The following is a 19,184-nucleotide window of genomic DNA, read 5'->3' as shown; positions in this document are numbered from 1 at the left end:
TTTTAGGATGGTGTTTTTTTATTTAGATAGACCATTCTGATAAGACAGTTTGCTTACCGTTAAATCTAGTTGCTAGCATTTACGAAATTTGGTTGAAAAAATAAAAAAAAGTGAAATAAAGGGTCCTCTGAGCTTCGAATACAAGACCTGTTATGATATACTTATATCAAGGTTAAGGAATGAGGTTTCTTCCCTCTCCTTAACCCAACCATTGTTGTTGTAAGGTTAGACGAGATTTCTCCTCTCGTATCTAACATAATCTATTAACTTCTATTAGTTATGAATCAGGGACCTCCCCAAGCATAACTATCCTTTCTGTTTTTAGTGTTTTGAGGTTTCTCCCCTCGCTGTTAAACTAAAAATAGTCATTGTTTTTCTTCTCCAGAGAAATTTCTCTTGGGAAGAGAGGTAGTCCATTGTGGGCTGCCTCTTTTTTGTTGTCAACGGAACTTATTTTGAATAGAAAAAAACCATTGAGACAACAGGAAGTCCCAATGGTTACAACAACAATATTTTCAAAAAACAATGACGTTTTATGAAAAAGAAGATATGGAGAAGAAGGAGAAAAGCAACCTCTCCATAAAATTCCCCGAAGGGAAAAACAATGACTGTGTTTAGGAGTACTCCTAAACACATTTTTAGTATAGCCTATTGGACGTGTTATTTCAAGGCAAGGAAACCAGAATAAGAGTAATTTCATCTCAAAAGTCAACCTATGTCACTAGGTTGCGACACCAATATAAAATAGCCTATCATGGCTTCATGGTAGAATTTAAAGATTATGAAAATACACAGGGGCTCGAAGAGCTGGAAGGTTGGCGGTATTTTCCGATTAGAGCAGCAAATAGGATCAAGTCCTTCTGGGAGAGTAACAGAGTTCTTTCTTACTTGAGGCGACATCGGTTAAAACGAACGTTAATCATTAGCTATGCATTACTGGGAACTATGGTCTGGACAGCTACAACTGCTTATTTCTCTCCAACCCGAGTTACTTACTTAGAGTCACAACTGCAGGCAACACAATCATTTGGTAATGGCCTTGGAAGCATCACAGCAACCTCTATGACTTACTCCTCTTCAAATGGGTTGGTCGTTATGGAGTTAACAACATCAGATGCTACTAGTGCTATTAAAAAAGGGATTAATACTGAAAATCTTGATTGGCAGGTTTTCTTGCCAAGTAGTGTTAAGAATCCTGAAGCAGTGACCTTAGAAGTCATTCCGTTAACCGGAGATAAGGTGTATCTGGTCATGCGTAATGTGCCTTCAGATTATACGCTCATGGTTATTCGTGCGACAAATAAGACACCGAACTCAAACAGTCTCAAGATTGACGTTCAAGAATACAATGACTACTTATCATCAAGTTCTAATGACGCTTCAGTTTCTAAGCAGAATAAACAAAAAGATAAGGAAGGGAATAAGAACTACGTTGATTTCTTTGTAACTCCTCAAAATGAACTTCTCAAAAACAAATATGTCAAGAATTTGTCTCGTGAGAAGTTTGCCCTCAATATTTTTGAAGAGGAGTTGAAATATCAAAAAGGTCAACGAAAAGAACTCTTGGCTTCTGCAAAAACACTTGATGACAGTGTCAAGGAAGATACTAAGACATTGGAGCAGTTGAAGCGTGAGTCAGAATACTTGGTCGGTAACGAGTTAACCGATAAGCAGAGTGATATGGAAGCTATCGAGAAAAGTATGGACTCTAAAGAGAAGGACGGAGCGAAAGCGCGTGAAAATGCTGCTTATGTTCAGACAATCATTGAACAGATTGAAAAAAATATCAAAGCAGTTAAGAATGGTACTTACAAGTTTAATTCACCAGTTCGCTCAGTAAAACAAGATATTGGGGAATAAATATAAAAAGGAAAGAAAGGACTTTATTAACGATTATGACAATTGACGAACAACGCTATTTACTTAACCAGGACTGCCTATTGATGAAATACCAGCGAGGTAACGCTATGAATGAACCCCTTCAAATTTTTAGAGGGAAATGGGCAGACGGTTTAGAACGCCTACATCAAATCATTGATAAAGAAGTTGGTTGGAAGAACTTTCGTAGTTTTGTCTCAAGTAACGTACATCATGACTCTGAAACATCCATTGAGGTAGTTAAGACACACTTAAACCAATGCCGTATTGAATGTACGGACCTTTTGGATATTGATTTTGGAGAGAAAGGTTCTATTTGTATTCAGAGGGATCAAGTGGAGCTTTTGACTGAGAAATTCCGTTATTTCCTTTATTTTGAAAGTAATATTCAACCAATGATGGATATTGACTTCTAGGAGGTACTGGATGAATCAAGAAGAAAACCAACAACAAGAGGGGAACTGGGGACTGCCTCGTGGTCTTTACACGCAGGTAAAGTACTACGGTGTTCCGGTAATGAAAGCCTTCATTATAGTAGGGAGTTTTGTTTTTCCGCTACAATTCAGGGATATATTTTTCCCTAGAGGGCAGGAGTTGAAGTTCCTAATCAATTTACTCTGTACAATGACTTTAACGATTTATTGGATGATCCCTTCTTCGTCTGGTGGAAATAAGTTCTGGGAATTTATTCATGCACACCGTCGGACAAAGAAACGTTATTATCCAATTGATAAGAACTGTTACCCAGAGTTGAGAGATGATGGCTCGAAAAACCGTCGCTACTTAATGGATAAGGCTGCAGAACGTTTAGGAAGGAAGTATAAATAGATGAAGGAGAGGACTAACCATAATCTTAGTAAGACTCCTTATATTGACAAATACACAACAGACCTTACTGAGAAAATCAGACCCAAGCGTCAAGATTTTGTGGCTTGGGGTAGACCAGATGAAATCAGACAAGTCTTTATCTCACTGAATCGATTAGAAAAAAATTCTCCTGTACTAATTGGTGAAGCTGGTGTAGGTAAAACAGCTATTGTAGAAGGAATTTGTGCGGATATTCTTAACAAGAAAGCCCACGTCCCAACACGTTTCCAAGGTAAGCAGGTTAAGCAACTAGAATTATCTGCTATCCAAGGGAAAGAATTTGACCATACAGGTAAAGAGGTGAACATCATTGCCAAAATGGACGGATTGATTAAAGAGTTTATGGCTCATAAAGATGAGTTTATCCTCTTTATTGATGAAGTGCATACCATTATGGGAACTGGGGTTGAGGGAAGTGCCCTTGACGTCGCTAATAGCTTGAAACCAGCCTTATCTCGTGGGGAAATCTATCTTATTTCAGCCACTACAGCTGATGAGTTTATGATTATCGAACGAGATCCAGCGATGGAACGACGTCTGCAACCAGTTTACGTTGATGAACTGGACAAAGAGGCATCTATTTTGGTCTTGAAAAAACGTCGTTCCAAGTATAAACGAGAACTTGATATTGAGATTCCTACTGATGCCATTAAGGCAGCAGTAGAATTATCTATTCGTTATGTCACGGATAAAATGCTTCCGGATAAAGCTATTGATATTATTGATGAAGCTTCAGCGACTGCAAATATCGATGGGAAATCAGAGATTACCTTAAAAGATATTGCGAGTGTCATTCACCGTAAAAAAGGTATTCCAATGGAAAGTCTCCTACGCACGTCCTCAACTCCAGTGGATTTTGCGGAAGGGATGCGTGCTGTTGTTAAGGGGCAAGACCATGTGATTCGAACTATAGCACGCCTTATGTATAAAGGTATCCAGGGTGGGCAGAACAAGCGAAGACCTCTAGGAACTCTTCTTCTACTTGGAACAACAGGTACAGGTAAAACTGAATTGGCGAAACAAGCAGCAAAACAACTGTTTGGTAGTGAAGAAGCGATGATTCGGCTGGATATGTCAGAATACATGACTGATAATGCTGTTGTTCGTCTTATAGGAAATGACGAGCGAAAAGGTGACTTAACGGAAAAAATTAAGAAGAATCCCTACTCGTTAGTACTATTGGACGAGTTAGAAAAGGCTCATCCAGATGTCTGGGCTTTATATTTGCAAATGCTTGATGACGGGCATTTAACTGACGGACGTGGACGAAAAATCAATTTTAAGAATACGTTTATCATTGCAACATCAAACGTGGGGCATAAGCGAATAAAAGATAAATATATCACCTCTGGTCAGACCTTTACAGAAATGAACAAGACTGACTATAAAGAGTTCATGAAGGACATGAGAGACGAGTTAATCAAGATCTTTAAACGTCCTGAATTTATCAACCGTTGGAAAATTGAAGTGACTAATATCTTGACGAAACAAACCATTGATAAGATTGTCTATTCAAAAATGGCTGTACATGAGAGCAGTTGGTTTAAAGAGCATCATATCCTTATTAATTATGAGGATGTTATGGATGGTGACCAAACTATCGATGGCAAAAAATACTTCTATGAATATCTCAGTAGTGTCGGTGTTAGCCCAGAAGATGGAGCAAGGCCTTTAGAGAGAACTATTGATGAAGTATTAACTGATGAAATCTTTGAGCAATTGTATTTCCTTGGGCGAAAGCCACAAGATTACTTTATGGTTGATGTGTCTTTATCTGGACATGCACCAGGAACGTTTGCGTATGGTAACTCAGGTAGAAAGACAGTTCAAGATAGGCGTCAGACACATATTACTGTCAAACGGATACCTCCAGAGGAGTATGGTAACTATTTGCTTACTTCTTAAGGGGTGTCACTAGGTTGTGACTCGTAGATGGAATATTGTAGACTACAGATATTAAATTTTTAAGGAGGCTGTTTTGAAAGAAAACACATTTTTGAACAAGGTTAAGACAAAGGCATCAACACTAGGAATGACTGCTTTGTTGACGTTAAACTCTGTATCCCTTGCTTTTGCGGAGCAAACTGGAGGAAATGCTGCTAACCCAGCTAATGAAGCAACTAATACGATTAATGATCTTTCAGGTATGTTGCGTCTCGTATTTCCGGGGTTAGCAATACTAAGTGGTTTAGTATCATGTATCTTGATGATGATGGGTGATAAGAAACGAAGTATAGCACTTGACCGACTCATGTGGACTGCAATCGCGCTATGTGTTGGTTCAGCACTCGTTTCAGTTGTTAGTTATCTTTGGCAACCTAAATAAGTCTTTAAGAGGTATACTTTATGGAAAAAGAATTACTAACCATAAAGGGGAATCGCAAGGTATTGTTTCCCGATGCCTTGTTTCTTTATATTGAGTGGAAAGGAAATGCAAATCCTAAAAAGGATGAAGAGTTAGCGGATATCATTGATGACTTAGATACTGAATATTTCCCTAGTAATAAAAAGGAAAGTATCGCTCAAAGTCTACCATTTCTAACTTTTAAACAAGCAGAATTACTTTTTCGAGAAATCAAAAAGCGTTATTCTGAATTTACCTTAAAAGGAATTGCCCTTGCTAGTCAACCGATGGAACAAAATGGTCGTGTCACACGACCAACTACGGGAGTCCCTAGTATTGAAGGACAACCTCAGATTACCCCTTTTGTTATTACGAAAGATTATAAGGAACTCGTTACCCCACTCATCGAAGAAGCACACCGTGATAAACGGTTTGAGAAGACAACATATGAAGGTATCTCTAACTTTTTCAGTGGTCCAATGGGGTTACTTCCATGTTATGCTGAAAGTCTTGGCTTGTCTCTAGTTGATATGCCACCCTATCCAAAACCTGGAACGATTGAAGGAGAACTTCCAAATCGTCTTATGTCGAATAAAGATAAGCATAAACAGTCAGTTGCTGGAGCCAAGAAACGGAAGGAGAAGACAGGCAGAGTGTATGAAGATGAAGAAGTAGGACCACCAAGTAAGTTGCCATTGATTTTGGCTATTGGCTCTTGTACCTTGTCGGTATTCTTATTGTTGATGCTAATGGTCTATAATAGCAATTTTACGCGCGTGAAGAAAGAACTTGTGGCCACAACAGATAAAGTTGAGCGTCTTACAATGATACAAGATCATGAACATGAGATTGATGTCATGGCTCGTTATTTCTTGTCATACTATTATTCAGGAGACAAGGATAAGCTTAAGGCTTACTTGGATAATAACGACGCTAAATTTACTAACCCAGAGGTAGCAACTGTTTCTAGCACAATGTTGGAGAAAGTTGAACTCGTTAAGAATGAGAAGGATACCTATGAGGTTACATACGTTGTTGGTACAACGGATGAGGCTCAAAAAACGACAGTTCGTCGTGTTACTTTCAATGTTAAGAAAAAACCATCAGCTACTCAAGGTTGGGTAGTTACATCTGAACCGACAACAACAGCATTTGCAACTCCAACATCTCCTTCTACTGAAACTTCAGCTGAAAAAACTGAAAACAAGGAGGGATAACCTATGGGTGCAGAAGCAACAATTGAGATTGAACAAGGGAAGGTCTGGCCATCCCTATCAGATATGATCTCTCAATCGAAAGATTGGCCTAATGAAGTTGGTTCTAAAGGTTGGGGAGGTGACAAAGATAAAGAGCTATTATTGGCATCCTTTTATGCACAGTGGGACCAATACCTCCACCCAACAACTGGGGTATTTATAGCTTTTGGCTTTATTCCCGAGATGCTTTCAAAAGGTATCTATAGTTTTAGTTATGCGATTGAGAAAGCCTACCTCAACATGTTTAAGTTATTCGGGATGTTTGACTATATTAGTCAATCCGATAGCTTTGTTGGTCAAGTTTATAAGTGGCTTCAAATCGTTGGGATTTCATTATTTGTTCTGGTAACGCTCATTCGACTTATAATGGCAATTGCAGGAGCACCTTTCAGGTATCGAGAATTCTTCAATCACATTATTCTGGTAACTTTCTCTGTTGCTTCACTTCCAGTGTTTGCTTCAAAATTTGGTAGTGCCATAGCGAAGGATACCGTAGGACTAGCCTATTATGACATAACTGGCAGTGGTCAGAGTGTTTCGCTTTCTGTAACCCCATTTCGGAACAATACGGTTGACCTCGAAATGCTGTATGCAATGGATTTTGATACAGATAAGTTAGGCTATAATGAAGATACTCATTTTATAGCGGGTGATAAAAACTGGAATACCATTTCAGATGGTAATATTTGGTTCACCAATTTTACTGAAACTTATGGCCCAACCAATAAAGCCATGTTGCAGTATTACTCTGGACGTGAAGGACGAGTATCGTCGCTACCTAAGATGTTAGGAATACGAGAAGACGGTTCGGTTGATTGGGGGCAACAGGTTAAAAATGGTGTTGCGATGTCTAACCCAGTAACAGCCCTTCTTCAAACCAGTAAACTGTTCTTTACTGGTTGGAAAGAGGAAAAAGACTTGAAGGAGGACCAGGCAAATTCACCCTACAATGGATTCTCTGATGTAATGAGATCTACGCTCAACACCATTCGTTATGCAGATGGTAAGATAGCTTATGCACGAGTCACTACGTCAAAATCAGGTTATTTCCTTGGTTTTGATAATACAGCCTTTTTGCCGACTTACGCTCGCTATAAGGTTGACTGGATAGCACTGATAACTCAGCAAATCATCATTTTACTTCTACTCATTGGATTACTAGTGACTACTGTACGAGTGATTTTCAAAACGCTTATAACAGTAATTATCTCACCACTTGTTTCTTATGCAACAGTTGGAAATAGTATGAGAATCTTGGAAGTTTGGCAGGAAGTTATGACAGGAATTGCTGCCATCTGGTTCCAACTATTATTCGTCAAAGTAGCTCAATGGTTCTTAATTACTTATAGCGAAGTGAAACTCAATCTAGGTTCAGGAGCGTCTGCTGCTGCTAAGAAAACTCTAGGTGGAAGTTTCTATGACGGATTGGATCCATTCCAACATGCCATTGCGACGATTGCGGTTTACCTTGGTGTTTATCTTGCTGTTTCTCAAGGCTCAAAAGTTTTGGAACGCTGGCTAGGTATTGATACTAATCTTTCAAGTGGAACTAAGGCTGGAGTCGCTACAATGGCTGTTGGTGCAATGGCTGCTAGAAAAATGGGTGGTGGTGCTAGAAACTTCGCTGTAGGTAGGTATAATCCAACTACTGGCAGACGAAATCAAAGTGGCTTTAATCACCTCAAGAATAGCGTTGGTAGTGGTATCAACGGTCTTAGGGATGCTGGAGGTGCAGTAGGAGCAACTGCAAACAATATCAGACGAGGTGCCTTAACTGCTGCTGGTGCTACTGCTGGTACTGTAGCAGGTACTTGGAATGCAATGGCAGATAGAAGAGCTCATGGTCTTAAGTATAGAGAGATTGTTGGTCAGTCAGTGAGTGCAACTGGACGCAATGTGTCTAGAAGATTCAAAGAGACTGTTAAATCTGGTAAAGAAGTTGTTGGAAATGAATTCAGGAATGCTGGTCAATCCGTTAAGAGAGACTTCTCAAGCAGTTTCGGAAAAGGCTACACAAGCTCTAGAGATAATGTTAGAGATAAAATCTTAAATAGTACTGGTGGAGCAGGAAGAATTACTCCAAAGGGGGATACTTCAAACATTACTCCTCCGACTCAAAGCTTACCAAAGAAAAATAGCTTAGATAGTGATAGTCGATTCCAGAAATTTGATGCTGGAGAAGACGGAGAGTTGTGATAATAGTCTCAAAAAAACAAGCCTTATGGCTTGTTTGAGAACGAAGCTAATCTACTCCATAAGCACTATGGCAAACAGATGTATCAGTTATTGGATATTGGACTTAGAGCGGTTTGATGGAGCTATCATGAACCAAGTTTTAGACCATATCGACAAATTCAGAAGCCGGATGCATTGCAGTAATTTTCTTTGAAGGAATTAAGGTGGAATCGTAGAGACTGTGACTGATAGGTTGCAGTCTTTTTGCTGTTTCCGTGGTATAATTGGGTAGTAGTTCAATCTGGAGGTTATGAGATATTGGAGAAATTGGTTGAATTCGTGGCCATTGCAGAGGAAAGAGTTATTGATGATTTCATTGGTTACATGTTGGAATTTCAAAATTTTTTGTTCGAATCAGGAGTAATTGATGATGAGTCTATAGATAGTCCAAATGATAACTTATCTGAAGTACCACTTTATGTTATTGATTTCCATTCTAAAGAGTATATATGGGAAATAGGTATCAAATTTAATACCTATGGAAAAAGCTATGAACTTGAGGTTTTAATTCAAAGTGAAAATTACAGCCCTAACTTTGAAAAAGACGATCTTGAACGATTAAAGGTTATTGTGAAAAACTTTATCAAAGCTAAACATAAAAATATATTTTGGTTGTATGACGCTGAGTCTGAATTTTTAGCAACTGATTTATACCCAAGAATTTTTAAGGTTGAGAATTTAGCTAGAAAATTTATTACAATGGTAATGAATAGGAAATTTGGGATTCATTGGTGGAAACTTGTACCATTAAAAATTCAAGAAAAACACAAAAGTAGATTTGTTGGCTACAAAGGAATCATTGATAATTTCAAGGATGTAGATGAGCGTTTGATGTCTATAGATACGGGGGATTTACATGACATATTAACGAATAAAGTGATGAAGTGGGAGTCTTCCGAAGAGAATATAAAGAAACTATCTAAGCTCAATTTAAATTTGGAAAGTTTGAATAAAATTATACAAAGCCAGCAAGTTGTATATAGTGATTGGTGGCAAACGATTTTCTCTCCTCTTTTGCCTGAAAGTTTTCTAGAGGAGTTCAAAAAATTTGAATCGAATCGAAATCATATCGCTCACAATAAATTGATAGATAAATCAGCCTATAAGAAAATATTACATTCAATAGATGTTGTTCAGGAAGCTTTACTTTGTGGTATACAAAAGATGTCATCAGAGTTTAAATCGGAAGAGGAGCGCAAGGAAGAAGCGTTTGAATATGAATTATTACAGGAAGAGTTAATATCGGAAAGAAATCTTGAATTACAGGAAGAGTTAATATCGGAAAGAATTCTTGAATTAAAGGAAAGTGAGAGTGGGGTAATAACTCGAAATAGTAATCAGATTCTTGCTCTATTCAATGATGAATTGAGTCGACTTTATGATTCGATTGAAGAAACCTTCAGATTCAGTGAGTATTTGAATTTCAGCGATTACACTGAAATAGAGAATTGTAATTCAAATAGTGTTGTATTCGAAATTCAAAACAAAATTGATGGTTACGTAATTAGCTTTGAGGCTAATACTGATATTAACGACTATGAAGGTTCCCAAAGTTTCCTATATTTAGAGTATAAAAAAGACGGTAGTTCAAGTTTAGAAGAAATTGGAAGCGTGTCATATAATTATGGTGAGGTTGAATTCAATGAGTTTCAAGGTAATTATATGCCTATCCAAATGGATGGTATTTCAGAGTATGAGCTGTCCAGACTAGGCAAAAGATTAGTTGAAATAATTAATACTGAATTCACAGATTATAAGGAGAAAGTGGAAAGTTCCAGATATTCTATCATCAAAGATGGTGGTCCGGATCCTATTTTAGATTTACCTTGTCAAGAGTGTGGAGAAGAATGGATATGTGTTGATGAAACTATCACAGATTTAGGTAGATGTCTGAACTGTGGAGAAATTAATGAAGTAACAGAGTGTGAGCGTTGTGGTCGCAAAGATTTCGGTTCACCAAGTGAAGATGAGCCATTTTTATGTGAGGGTTGCTGGAATTATTATGAAGAGGAATAGATAATTTCCTTCAATAATGTAATTATAAAGTCAAGTACCCCCTTTTCGGTCTATAGTATTGGTAGGTACTATCAGCATAGGTTGAAGCGATATCACTACTTGTAAAAGCGTAGAAAAATATGTAGAATAATAAGCCTTGGTTGCAAGTCTTTCAGAATGAGGACAAACATCGTTTTTGATGTTTGTCTTTTTTATTTTCACACTTAATTCTCCCATAATCCAATAATATTGAGGTATTTGGATAGAATAACAGGTCTTCCTACCATTATTTTTACCAATTTTTTGATATTTAGACATACAAAGTAAGCCCAACCTTATCTTCAATTTAGGTCTTTCCTTTCATTATACTCCTTCGAAACAAGAAAAGTCCCCAGAAGTAAAACTTCTGAGGACTTTGTCTTCGTTCTGAAACAAGCCATAGGGCTTGTTTTTTTATTTCTTAACTAAGAAGAGGAGGAAGAAGGGATTAAAAAGACTGATGATGAATAGGATAATACCACAGATAATGAATAAGCCAAATACTGGGAAAAAGAAACTAGAAACAGCACCTACTAGGATTCCTATTGAGTGGATGATGCCATGAAGTGTCATGAATAAACAAAACAGAGCAAATATTCCAGTTAGAGACAAAGAAAATTTAAACCAAATCGTTTCTGCCGCCTCACTTATCGTAGAAAAAAGAAGCGTAAGCAAGAAGCAAGCGATACCAATCAGTACTGAAAAAAGTAACCATTTAAACGAGGTCCAAGTGCTTATATAAAGTGAAAAATAAAAATCTTGTAAAAAGTCTAGCATCCTAAAACCCTCCTAAAAAAGATTATTGCGTTTGTATTTATTTGATTGTAACAGTTTTTAAGTAGCTAGACAAGGACAGAGAGCCCTAAATAGAAGTAAATAGTCAAAATCATGGAGAAGTATGAGTAGCTAATAGGTGTCACTGGGTTACGAACACCCTATAGTGTTTTGTAGAATAGGGAAGAATAATGTTTATGGAGGAAATGATATGCCAGGTTTAATTGAAGAACCAGTATTGACAAAAAAAGAACTTAGAAAACGAAATAAAGAACATAAGAAACAAAAAAAAGAAGAGGCACGTAAAAGTAAACAAGCTAAGAAGAAGGAAAAACAAACACAATATGAAAGTATCGACCTTGGTGAACGTGCCGGAGAGGAATTTGTGTATGTTCCACTCAATAAGAAGAAACGTAAAGATTTTTTAGACACTGTTGCAATAACTGATGTGAAGTCTATCCTATATGGCTATCCTAATCAACCGATACGATTAGCTAATGGCTATTCAGGATATGTGCAGATTTTTGAGGTGTTTGGGCAAGATATTCAAGCGATGTCTAACGAAGAACAGGCAGCAATTAAAGTAGGATTCACTCTTTTTCTGTCTGGGACTGCCTTTGACATGATGATCCAGACAACAAAATTGCCAACAGATGTCTCAAGTCAATCTAACGAATTGCTACGTCTGCTAGATGAAGTCAAACAAGAACAGAACGCTCCAGAATTGATCATCAATGATGGTGATGACATTGATACCATTTCACGTAAAGAGAGACTTGTTTATCAACTTAGACAAAGAGAAGATATTTTGAAAACAAAATACCTCGTCCAACAAGTCATTGCGATCAATCAACAAAATATCGAGTTCTTTATTTGGGTGTTTGGAGATACTTTGGCTGAAATTGATTCCAATACACGTACCACACTAACTATTGCTTCGAGCCACGGATTTGCCCCTAAAGTTGTATCTGTCGAAAAGAAGGAAGAGTTGTTGACTCAATATTACAACTTTAATGATTCACTGAATGTTTCGCCTAACCAGTATTAGAAGGAGTTTACATGGATTTAAGTTCACGAAAAATCAAGAAATATATTCGAGAGGGTTATGACCTCAATCTTATTAGTAGGATTCAAAGTGATATTCCAGATTTTAAATATGATGATAGATATTGGAGACAAGCAAACGGTTATTATAAGATTGCTCATGTTCCATATGACCGATACCCAGAACACGGTTTACCTGACTTCTGGATGAGCGATTTAATGCTTGTTGATAATGTTATCAGCTTTATGTCTTTAGAACATGCTTCAAATAGCGAAATGTCAGAATTAGCCTCAAAAGCTATCTCTAATATGTTAGCAACGCAAAACACAAAGGCTGCACAAGATGCAGATGATAAGATGCGTATTAGTTCTTTGTTAGACTATCGCGAAAAACTTGGTAATAATGTTCCTTCTAAAAAAATTCACACTCGCTTTTTATTAGCTGCAAACACATTGGATCAACTGGTAGAACGAGAAGCTGACCTCAAGCAACAGTTGAATCAGTATTCTATCTCTTCTTCAGATGGCATGCAAGACGTCGAATATCATACAGCCTTTATCCCAGCTTCTCGTTTGGAAGACACCCCACTACGTCGAAAAGGGCAAGCAGCATCCGTCTGGGATTTAGGTGCTGGCTATCCTTTTAATCATACGAACTTAATGGATACCTATGGTGTTTACTTGGGAGAAACACGTACTGGTGGTGTGGTTAACTTTGACCTTTTGCATGAAGATAGGGAACGTAAAATTCCATCAATGCTGATTGCCGGAGCAGGAAACGGGAAAATGAAACTGCTAGGTAATTTGATTGATACCTATTTTGCTAAAGGCCATACCATTTTTAACATTGACCTTACTGGTAACTTAAAAGAACTTACGGAACTTCAAGGTGGTCGATATGTTAAGATGTCTGGTACTAATAATCGAAATCATATTAACCTCATGCAAATTATTGCGACGGCTTCCTCTGCAGATGGAGAAACAACGGACCAGGTCCAATCTTTCTATGCCCACCGTAATAAACTACGTGCTTTGGCTCAAATTCTTGATCTAGGGTTAAAGAATTCTGACCTCAATAATTTGTCATCTGCTTTAAACGACTTTTATGAAGACCGTAGTCTGTGGAACCGTAATGCAGAAGTCATGGACCAAGAAGACTTAACGATTACGAATGTTATTCCAGAAGATTATCCGACTCTATCTCATTGGGTAGAACGCTTAAACAAGCTTAAAGAGGACAAAATCGCAGAGGGGAATGAAATTGATGCTGCAAGTTATGACCGTCTCTATAATGCTTTCTCTGGTCTCTTGGGGGATTATCGCTTCTTAAATGCGACCTCACAGTTTGAAGATTTCTCAAATGAACAGGTTGTGACCTTTGACCTCTCTGGGATTCAAGATACTGAACTTCTTAATATTCAGCTTTACCAAGTGTTATCTATCATTTCATCATACGCTGTAGCAAATGGAAGAAGGGTCTCTGAGTATTTCCGTAGAGGGATTATCGGGGGAGATAAGAGCCAACGACCTCATAGCATTATTACCATTAACGGAGCACATAAGCTCTTCAATTATCGTTATTCAGAGTCTCTTAACTTTCTAAAGGATTTGATTGAGAATGTAAGTAGTAACTATTCTGCATTTATTATGGAAATGAGTTCGTTAGATAACATCCTCTTGAATGCAAACTCTACGGACGCAGTGGATTACGTTTTAGCGACACGCGCAATTTTCTCTATGATGACGTATCGTGTCTTTTCTCAATTAGGTGATTTGACTATCCCTCGTCTAGCAGATGCTTTACAAGGGGAAATGACCGAGAGTGAACTTTCGTCACTTAAATATTTAAGAGATGGTGATTTCTTCCTAAATATTGCTTCTGTCAAGAACTTAGTCTTCAACCATCAACTAGCGGATAATAGGTCTTATGGTAAGTATCCGTATGATGAACATGTTCGCTATGCATTCTTACCTTAGAAATGGTGAAAGGGGGAAATACAATGAACCTACAGCAACCATATTCTGATGAGGCATTCCAACTACAAACAAAAATTCTGACAGAGGATAATCCGCATGATTTGGAAAGAATTGTAAATGATTACTTAGAGATCTTGGCTTACAAAAAGACCTGTCGTGTTGTTGATATTACTTATCAGATGCGAAAAACACATCTTTTAAGTAGTTTATGTGGCTTATTTGGAAGTCAGCAAGTGGATGAGTACTCAGCCATGATTATCTACCAAGAACCTGCTCGATTTGAGTCGAGAATATTTGAATCAGAAGAAGAACCAGAGGAGGAAAATTAAATAATGACCACACTAATGCAAATGTCACTATGGGTTAACAATATTGCTTATGACATTAAGACACTACGTTTTTTTAGGATAGTCTCCTTTATTATCAGTTTAGTTCTTGGTTTGGTTGGTTTCTATAGCTATCTCATGCTCTATCAGACACTTTTATTCGCCTACGGTGTTCATTTTATGGCTATTGCCTATACACCATATGTGTTTTGTGCCTTGATTGTAGCCCTTTATCAGCTACTTACTGGTAAGAGACGTGAACGTATCAAGAAAGCAAAGCATATTCTTATGTTTAGTCTTCTTCCTATTTGTTTGATGAACACCTGGGGCTTTATCACGCTAGTGACTTGGGGGCTTGCATGGGTTATGGCTAAACTAGAGTATAACCATAGAAAACGTGCTGTTAAGATCGTATCATTCTTCTCAAAGGAATATTCACCTCTTTTTGAAAAGAGATTGGCCAATCGAAGTAACTATTATGCTTATCAATCTGCTTATCGTCTCCTAGACTTGATTCAGGTATCAGCTTATGAAGAACTCTTTAAGGAAGAAGTGACGGAAAAAGATTATAAAGCTGGTCTCGTTGTTAAGGAGTTACACCGTACTTTTAAAATCAAAGGTGTACCTTTTTCTAAGGTAACAGTAACAGATAAACTCTATATTGCTCCACAAAAAATGCCTATTATTGGCTTAAGGAGGTTTTAATATATGGTATCTTATCGTTTTAAACGAGATGGTCAGTATATTCAGCGTGAACTAGAGCTAGAACCTCTTGATGAGCATCAAGACCAAGTCTATCCGGAAAGCCTTGAAGAGCAAGTAGATTATTCAGCATTTTACGATACCTACTATGACGGTTTTGATGAAGACAGTATCTCACGTGAACAAGAGAAAAAACAAGGTCTCATTGCGCGTGGGAAAGAAAGGTTATCCAGTGTCAAGGAGGATATGACAGACTATTATAATTTGCAAGTGGAACGTCACAAAGACTATTACTCAGATGAAGATTCATTTTGGATGCGAAAGCAACAACAAAAACGAAATCGAAAATTCATTAAACAAAGTATCTTTCTTGCCCTAGGACTTTTACTTGTATTTGGTTGGTATTGGCTAACCGCACTACTTCATTAAGGGGGTGACTAAGATATTTGAAACGAATAGGTGATAAAGCTGCTCGTGTTCTTCTAACGATTTTTGGAGTGAAGACAACCATTATTATAGGAACTATTTTAACTTTTGCGGTTATCTTAATTGCAATTATCACTGGTTTAATGGGGACAATTAGTACTTCCGGTGGGAAAGGTAGCAAGACTAACGCTCAATGTGTAACCTACCAAAAAGATGGCGATGAAGAAGACGATGATGAAGGCTCTAAGCCTCAATCGACTTCTACTAAAACGGACTCAGCATCTGCTGGCGACTCTGATCCCTTTACGAAGGGGACAAAAGCCTATGAAAATGCCCACAAAGTCTTTATGGCTTTTGTGAATGCTGGATTGTCTGGGGAATCTGCTGCAGGTGCTGTTGGTTGGGCAAACTCTGAAGGGAGCTATGACATCATTGGACGTGCCCAAGGGCATTATGGTGGTGGTATCAATGACTCCATTTCAAAGGGTGCTGTTCCAACGACAGGTGGGACATCTAACACACTTGGTGGTGGTGGAATCTTCCAGTTTGACCCCTACACGAAATATGCACCTCTTAATAGTCCAGATTGGGAAGATGCTGATAAGATGGTTGCCTTTGTTATTGATGCCATCTCAAAAGGTGACTGGAACCCAGCTTATGACGAATCTGGCCATAACTGGTCATTCCAGGAGTTTGCGAAACAAACCAATATCGATGAAACTGCTATGTCATGGAATGCCTACGAACGAGGTAATATGGCTTATGTCAAACCAGATCAGAAGAAGGCGGATGCAAGGAAGTTTGCGGAAGTCTTTGAAGCAAGTAAATATAAGTACGATGATGCCAAGTTCCAAAAGGCGTTTGGTGGTGGAGCTTCTTCCAATAACTCCTCGTCAAGTAGTCAAAGTTCAGATGATAATGACGGTGACGACGATGAAGAAGATAGCGACAACGAAGACGATGATAATGATAGCAGTTCAAGCAGTTCATCAAGTGACTCTAGCAACAAGGCTAGCAAAAAAGACAGCGATAAGGATAAAAAGACTATTGATACTGACAAAGCTATCAAGTGGTATAAGGATAAGCTAGGGAAGGTCAAGTATTCTCGTGATGCTCGTACTGGGCCAGATAGCTATGACCATTCATCTGCTCTCTATTATGCCCTTGTTGACGGTGGTGCTAAAGAATCTGGATCTCCAGTAGATACCGATTCAGAACACGACTGGTTGAAAGACAATGGTTATGAATTGGTGTATGAGGGTGCCTGGTCATCTAAAGATGATGTTCAAAACCGTGAAAAAGGAGATGTCATTATCTGGGGTACGAAAGGTAGTAGCTCTGGCGATAAAGGACAGACCATGCTAGTTGAGGATAAGGAGAATATTATCCAATGTTCTCCATCAACCGACGGGATTGCTGAGAATAATTATGGCCAATATCGAGACCGTATCACTATGGACTACGGAAAAGTCTATGTCTATCGTCCGAAAGACAAGAAGGATAAGGATGATGACAAGGAGGAAGTAGATGCAGATACGTGTGGCGACAGCGATAGTAGTAATCTCAGCACAGATACAGGCCAGCCACTCGATGTTCCTTATACCATTACCCAACTTTTCGGTGCAGCAGCTAATGCAGGTGGACCAAATGCGGGTTCAGGACACACAGGAATGGACCTTGCAGCACCAGAAGGCTCTCCAATTTACGCTGTTACAGACGGAGAAGTAGTAGAGGTCAATGAAGAAGCGATGAATATTGACGGTAACCACGTGATGCACACTCTTCCAGATGGCACTATTATTTATTATGGACATATGCGTGATGTTCCTCTTGTTAAGAAAGGGGATAAGGTCAAAAAAGGCCAACTTATCGGATATGTTGGACAAACGGGAGCAGCTACTGGACCACATATTCACTTTGAACGTCGGAAAACGAAAGCCTTCCAGTACGGTGATTTCTTGAGTCCAGCGTCGATTATTCTAGGGGATACCCAACCACAAGTTGGTATGGTGATTGATCCTAAGACACAAAAAGGTGGAGCACCATCTAAAGAATAAATCAAAAAGGAGAAAAAGAGTATAAATGAGTATACAATCAAAAATTAATCCGAAAAGCATGTCATTATTGGCTGTACAAGGCCTAGACTGGTGTTTGAGAAAAGCTTTCTTATGGTTCGCTATAATTATGGGAACGATTTTCCTTAATGTTTCTATTAATACGATGCCGATAAAGCAAGCAACAATCTACCTTTATATTTTTCAAGGAGTTTACCTAGGTCTCTTTACGTTAAAGGCTGTTATTAAATATAAAAGTGGTAGTGACTGGTGGGTATTTACCTCACTTGTAAGTATAATGGAAATGTTTGGTTTATGAATTCTTTTAATGAAACCAATTCAGGTTACGGATGCAAGCATGACATTGATTTTTGAGCTATTGTTAGTTAGTCTTGCCCTTTATTTTGTGGGAACGAAACTAAGTACTAGTTTATTTAAACGTTATCTATTCAAGAATGTTATCGATGTGGAATATCTTGGGTTGAAGAAATCTACTGAAACCAGCTTATATAATGAACATTCACTTATTAATGATATTGAGTTAACAAGCCACGACACTAATGCTCAGATGACAATGATTAATAAGAATGCTATCAAGCCGGAGTATAGGTCGATTGTTGAGGTTACTAATATGGAATATGAGAAAGTTATTTCTCCTCGTTATTATAGAGAGGGAACTGCTCTAGGTAAGCCTCGAGGGAATATCAAACATACGTTTGAGATGGAAGATACGCTATATCATCTTCATTTCAACTTCCATCTATTTGGAATCAATAGTAGGTTTTCTCCAAGTTATCTACCCCTAATTGACCTAACTGTTAGTGAAAATAATGCAAAATAATACATAAATATAATTATGTAAATACAAAAAGGGAGTCAAAAGATGGCTCCTTTTTATTGGTTATATTGCTTAAGTAGAATAGGAGAGGACAGATTTAATAATTTAAAAAGACCAGCTCCTTTCACTATTAGGATAGCTGAACTGCACCTCTACCTGAAGCGGATGAACCGCAACCTTTGAATGAGTTGTCACCGGCTCAAACTCAGTCTCAACCTTTATTTAATTTTACTAAACCCGAAGTGTTAAAGTCAATTTATAAGGTACAAATGAATTTTAATGGTATTTCTCAAAAAGTTTTATCAGCTATAGCTGATAAACAAAATAGAAATCCTAGGTAATTTTTAAACTATCAAATACCTTATCAAGTTTTTCTGAGTTACGTAAAATGTCTAGCTTAACTTGACAATCGAGTAAAATAAATAATCA

General features: G+C 37.9%; 17 protein-coding genes and 1 pseudogene. 16 read left to right on the top strand and 2 right to left on the bottom strand.

What is annotated here, in order from left to right:
- Window positions 1-762 precede the first annotated feature (762 nt).
- From H7U04_RS09730 to H7U04_RS09695, 8 genes are all read left to right on the top strand, one after another.
- Window positions 763-1,860 (top strand): hypothetical protein, encoded by a 1,098-nt coding sequence (locus H7U04_RS09730; RefSeq protein WP_258367680.1) that lies wholly within the window; start codon window positions 763-765, stop codon window positions 1,858-1,860.
- Between the two features lie 35 nt (window positions 1,861-1,895).
- Window positions 1,896-2,294: a hypothetical protein gene (locus tag H7U04_RS09725; RefSeq protein WP_002892434.1), complete on the top strand. Its 399-nt coding sequence runs from the start codon at window positions 1,896-1,898 to the stop codon at window positions 2,292-2,294.
- A 10-nt stretch (window positions 2,295-2,304) separates the two neighbouring features.
- Window positions 2,305-2,706 (top strand): hypothetical protein, encoded by a 402-nt coding sequence (locus H7U04_RS09720; RefSeq protein ID WP_002887310.1) that lies wholly within the window; start codon window positions 2,305-2,307, stop codon window positions 2,704-2,706.
- Complete coding sequence (locus H7U04_RS09715) at window positions 2,707-4,650, top strand: AAA family ATPase (protein ID WP_110981307.1); 1,944 nt, start codon at window positions 2,707-2,709, stop codon at window positions 4,648-4,650. It begins immediately after the preceding gene.
- A 73-nt stretch (window positions 4,651-4,723) separates the two neighbouring features.
- On the top strand, window positions 4,724-5,071 hold the full coding sequence (locus tag H7U04_RS09710; protein ID WP_002892428.1) for a hypothetical protein: 348 nt from the start codon (window positions 4,724-4,726) through the stop codon (window positions 5,069-5,071).
- Window positions 5,072-5,091: 20 nt separating this feature from the next.
- Window positions 5,092-6,306: a hypothetical protein gene (locus H7U04_RS09705; protein WP_002892426.1), complete on the top strand. Its 1,215-nt coding sequence runs from the start codon at window positions 5,092-5,094 to the stop codon at window positions 6,304-6,306.
- Between the two features lie 3 nt (window positions 6,307-6,309).
- Window positions 6,310-8,541 (top strand): hypothetical protein, encoded by a 2,232-nt coding sequence (locus tag H7U04_RS09700; protein WP_201059714.1) that lies wholly within the window; start codon window positions 6,310-6,312, stop codon window positions 8,539-8,541.
- Between the two features lie 318 nt (window positions 8,542-8,859).
- Complete coding sequence (locus H7U04_RS09695) at window positions 8,860-10,596, top strand: hypothetical protein (protein WP_311633656.1); 1,737 nt, start codon at window positions 8,860-8,862, stop codon at window positions 10,594-10,596.
- 153 nt (window positions 10,597-10,749) lie between these two features.
- Here H7U04_RS09695 and H7U04_RS09690 read toward each other — a convergent pair.
- Together H7U04_RS09690 and H7U04_RS09685 are read right to left on the bottom strand one after the other, a co-directional pair.
- A pseudogene (locus H7U04_RS09690) lies at window positions 10,750-10,921 on the bottom strand (IS5/IS1182 family transposase); the annotation flags it as partial.
- Between the two features lie 107 nt (window positions 10,922-11,028).
- A complete protein-coding gene (locus H7U04_RS09685) occupies window positions 11,029-11,391 on the bottom strand; it encodes a hypothetical protein (protein WP_002892420.1) in 363 nt (120 codons plus the stop codon).
- A gap of 208 nt (window positions 11,392-11,599) precedes the next feature.
- Between H7U04_RS09685 and H7U04_RS09680 the strand changes: the two genes are divergently transcribed.
- From H7U04_RS09680 to H7U04_RS09645, 8 genes are read left to right on the top strand one after another with little or no spacing between them, the layout of a single operon-like run.
- On the top strand, window positions 11,600-12,436 hold the full coding sequence (locus tag H7U04_RS09680) for a hypothetical protein (RefSeq protein WP_155115615.1): 837 nt from the start codon (window positions 11,600-11,602) through the stop codon (window positions 12,434-12,436).
- 11 nt (window positions 12,437-12,447) lie between these two features.
- On the top strand, window positions 12,448-14,409 hold the full coding sequence (locus H7U04_RS09675) for a hypothetical protein (RefSeq protein ID WP_110981312.1): 1,962 nt from the start codon (window positions 12,448-12,450) through the stop codon (window positions 14,407-14,409).
- Window positions 14,410-14,432: 23 nt separating this feature from the next.
- On the top strand, window positions 14,433-14,738 hold the full coding sequence (locus H7U04_RS09670; protein WP_226973131.1) for a hypothetical protein: 306 nt from the start codon (window positions 14,433-14,435) through the stop codon (window positions 14,736-14,738).
- Between the two features lie 3 nt (window positions 14,739-14,741).
- Window positions 14,742-15,440, top strand: coding sequence for a hypothetical protein (locus H7U04_RS09665; RefSeq protein ID WP_110981313.1), 699 nt, complete (start codon window positions 14,742-14,744; stop codon window positions 15,438-15,440).
- Window positions 15,441-15,443: 3 nt separating this feature from the next.
- A complete protein-coding gene (locus H7U04_RS09660; RefSeq protein ID WP_110981314.1) occupies window positions 15,444-15,866 on the top strand; it encodes a hypothetical protein in 423 nt (140 codons plus the stop codon).
- A 17-nt stretch (window positions 15,867-15,883) separates the two neighbouring features.
- Window positions 15,884-17,920 (top strand): phage tail tip lysozyme, encoded by a 2,037-nt coding sequence (locus H7U04_RS09655; RefSeq protein ID WP_181419178.1) that lies wholly within the window; start codon window positions 15,884-15,886, stop codon window positions 17,918-17,920.
- A 25-nt stretch (window positions 17,921-17,945) separates the two neighbouring features.
- The gene (locus H7U04_RS09650) at window positions 17,946-18,236 is read left to right on the top strand and encodes a hypothetical protein (RefSeq protein WP_110981315.1); all 291 of its coding nucleotides are present in this window, start codon (window positions 17,946-17,948) and stop codon (window positions 18,234-18,236) included.
- 9 nt (window positions 18,237-18,245) lie between these two features.
- A complete protein-coding gene (locus tag H7U04_RS09645; protein WP_110981316.1) occupies window positions 18,246-18,758 on the top strand; it encodes a hypothetical protein in 513 nt (170 codons plus the stop codon).
- The last annotated feature ends 426 nt before the right edge of the window (window positions 18,759-19,184 follow it).

The organism is Streptococcus sp. 22.1 (genome assembly GCF_016648645.1).
Lineage (GTDB): Bacteria > Bacillota > Bacilli > Lactobacillales > Streptococcaceae > Streptococcus.
The sequence above is the reverse complement of the archived record's forward strand: the minus strand, read 5'-3'. Positions and strand labels throughout refer to the sequence as shown.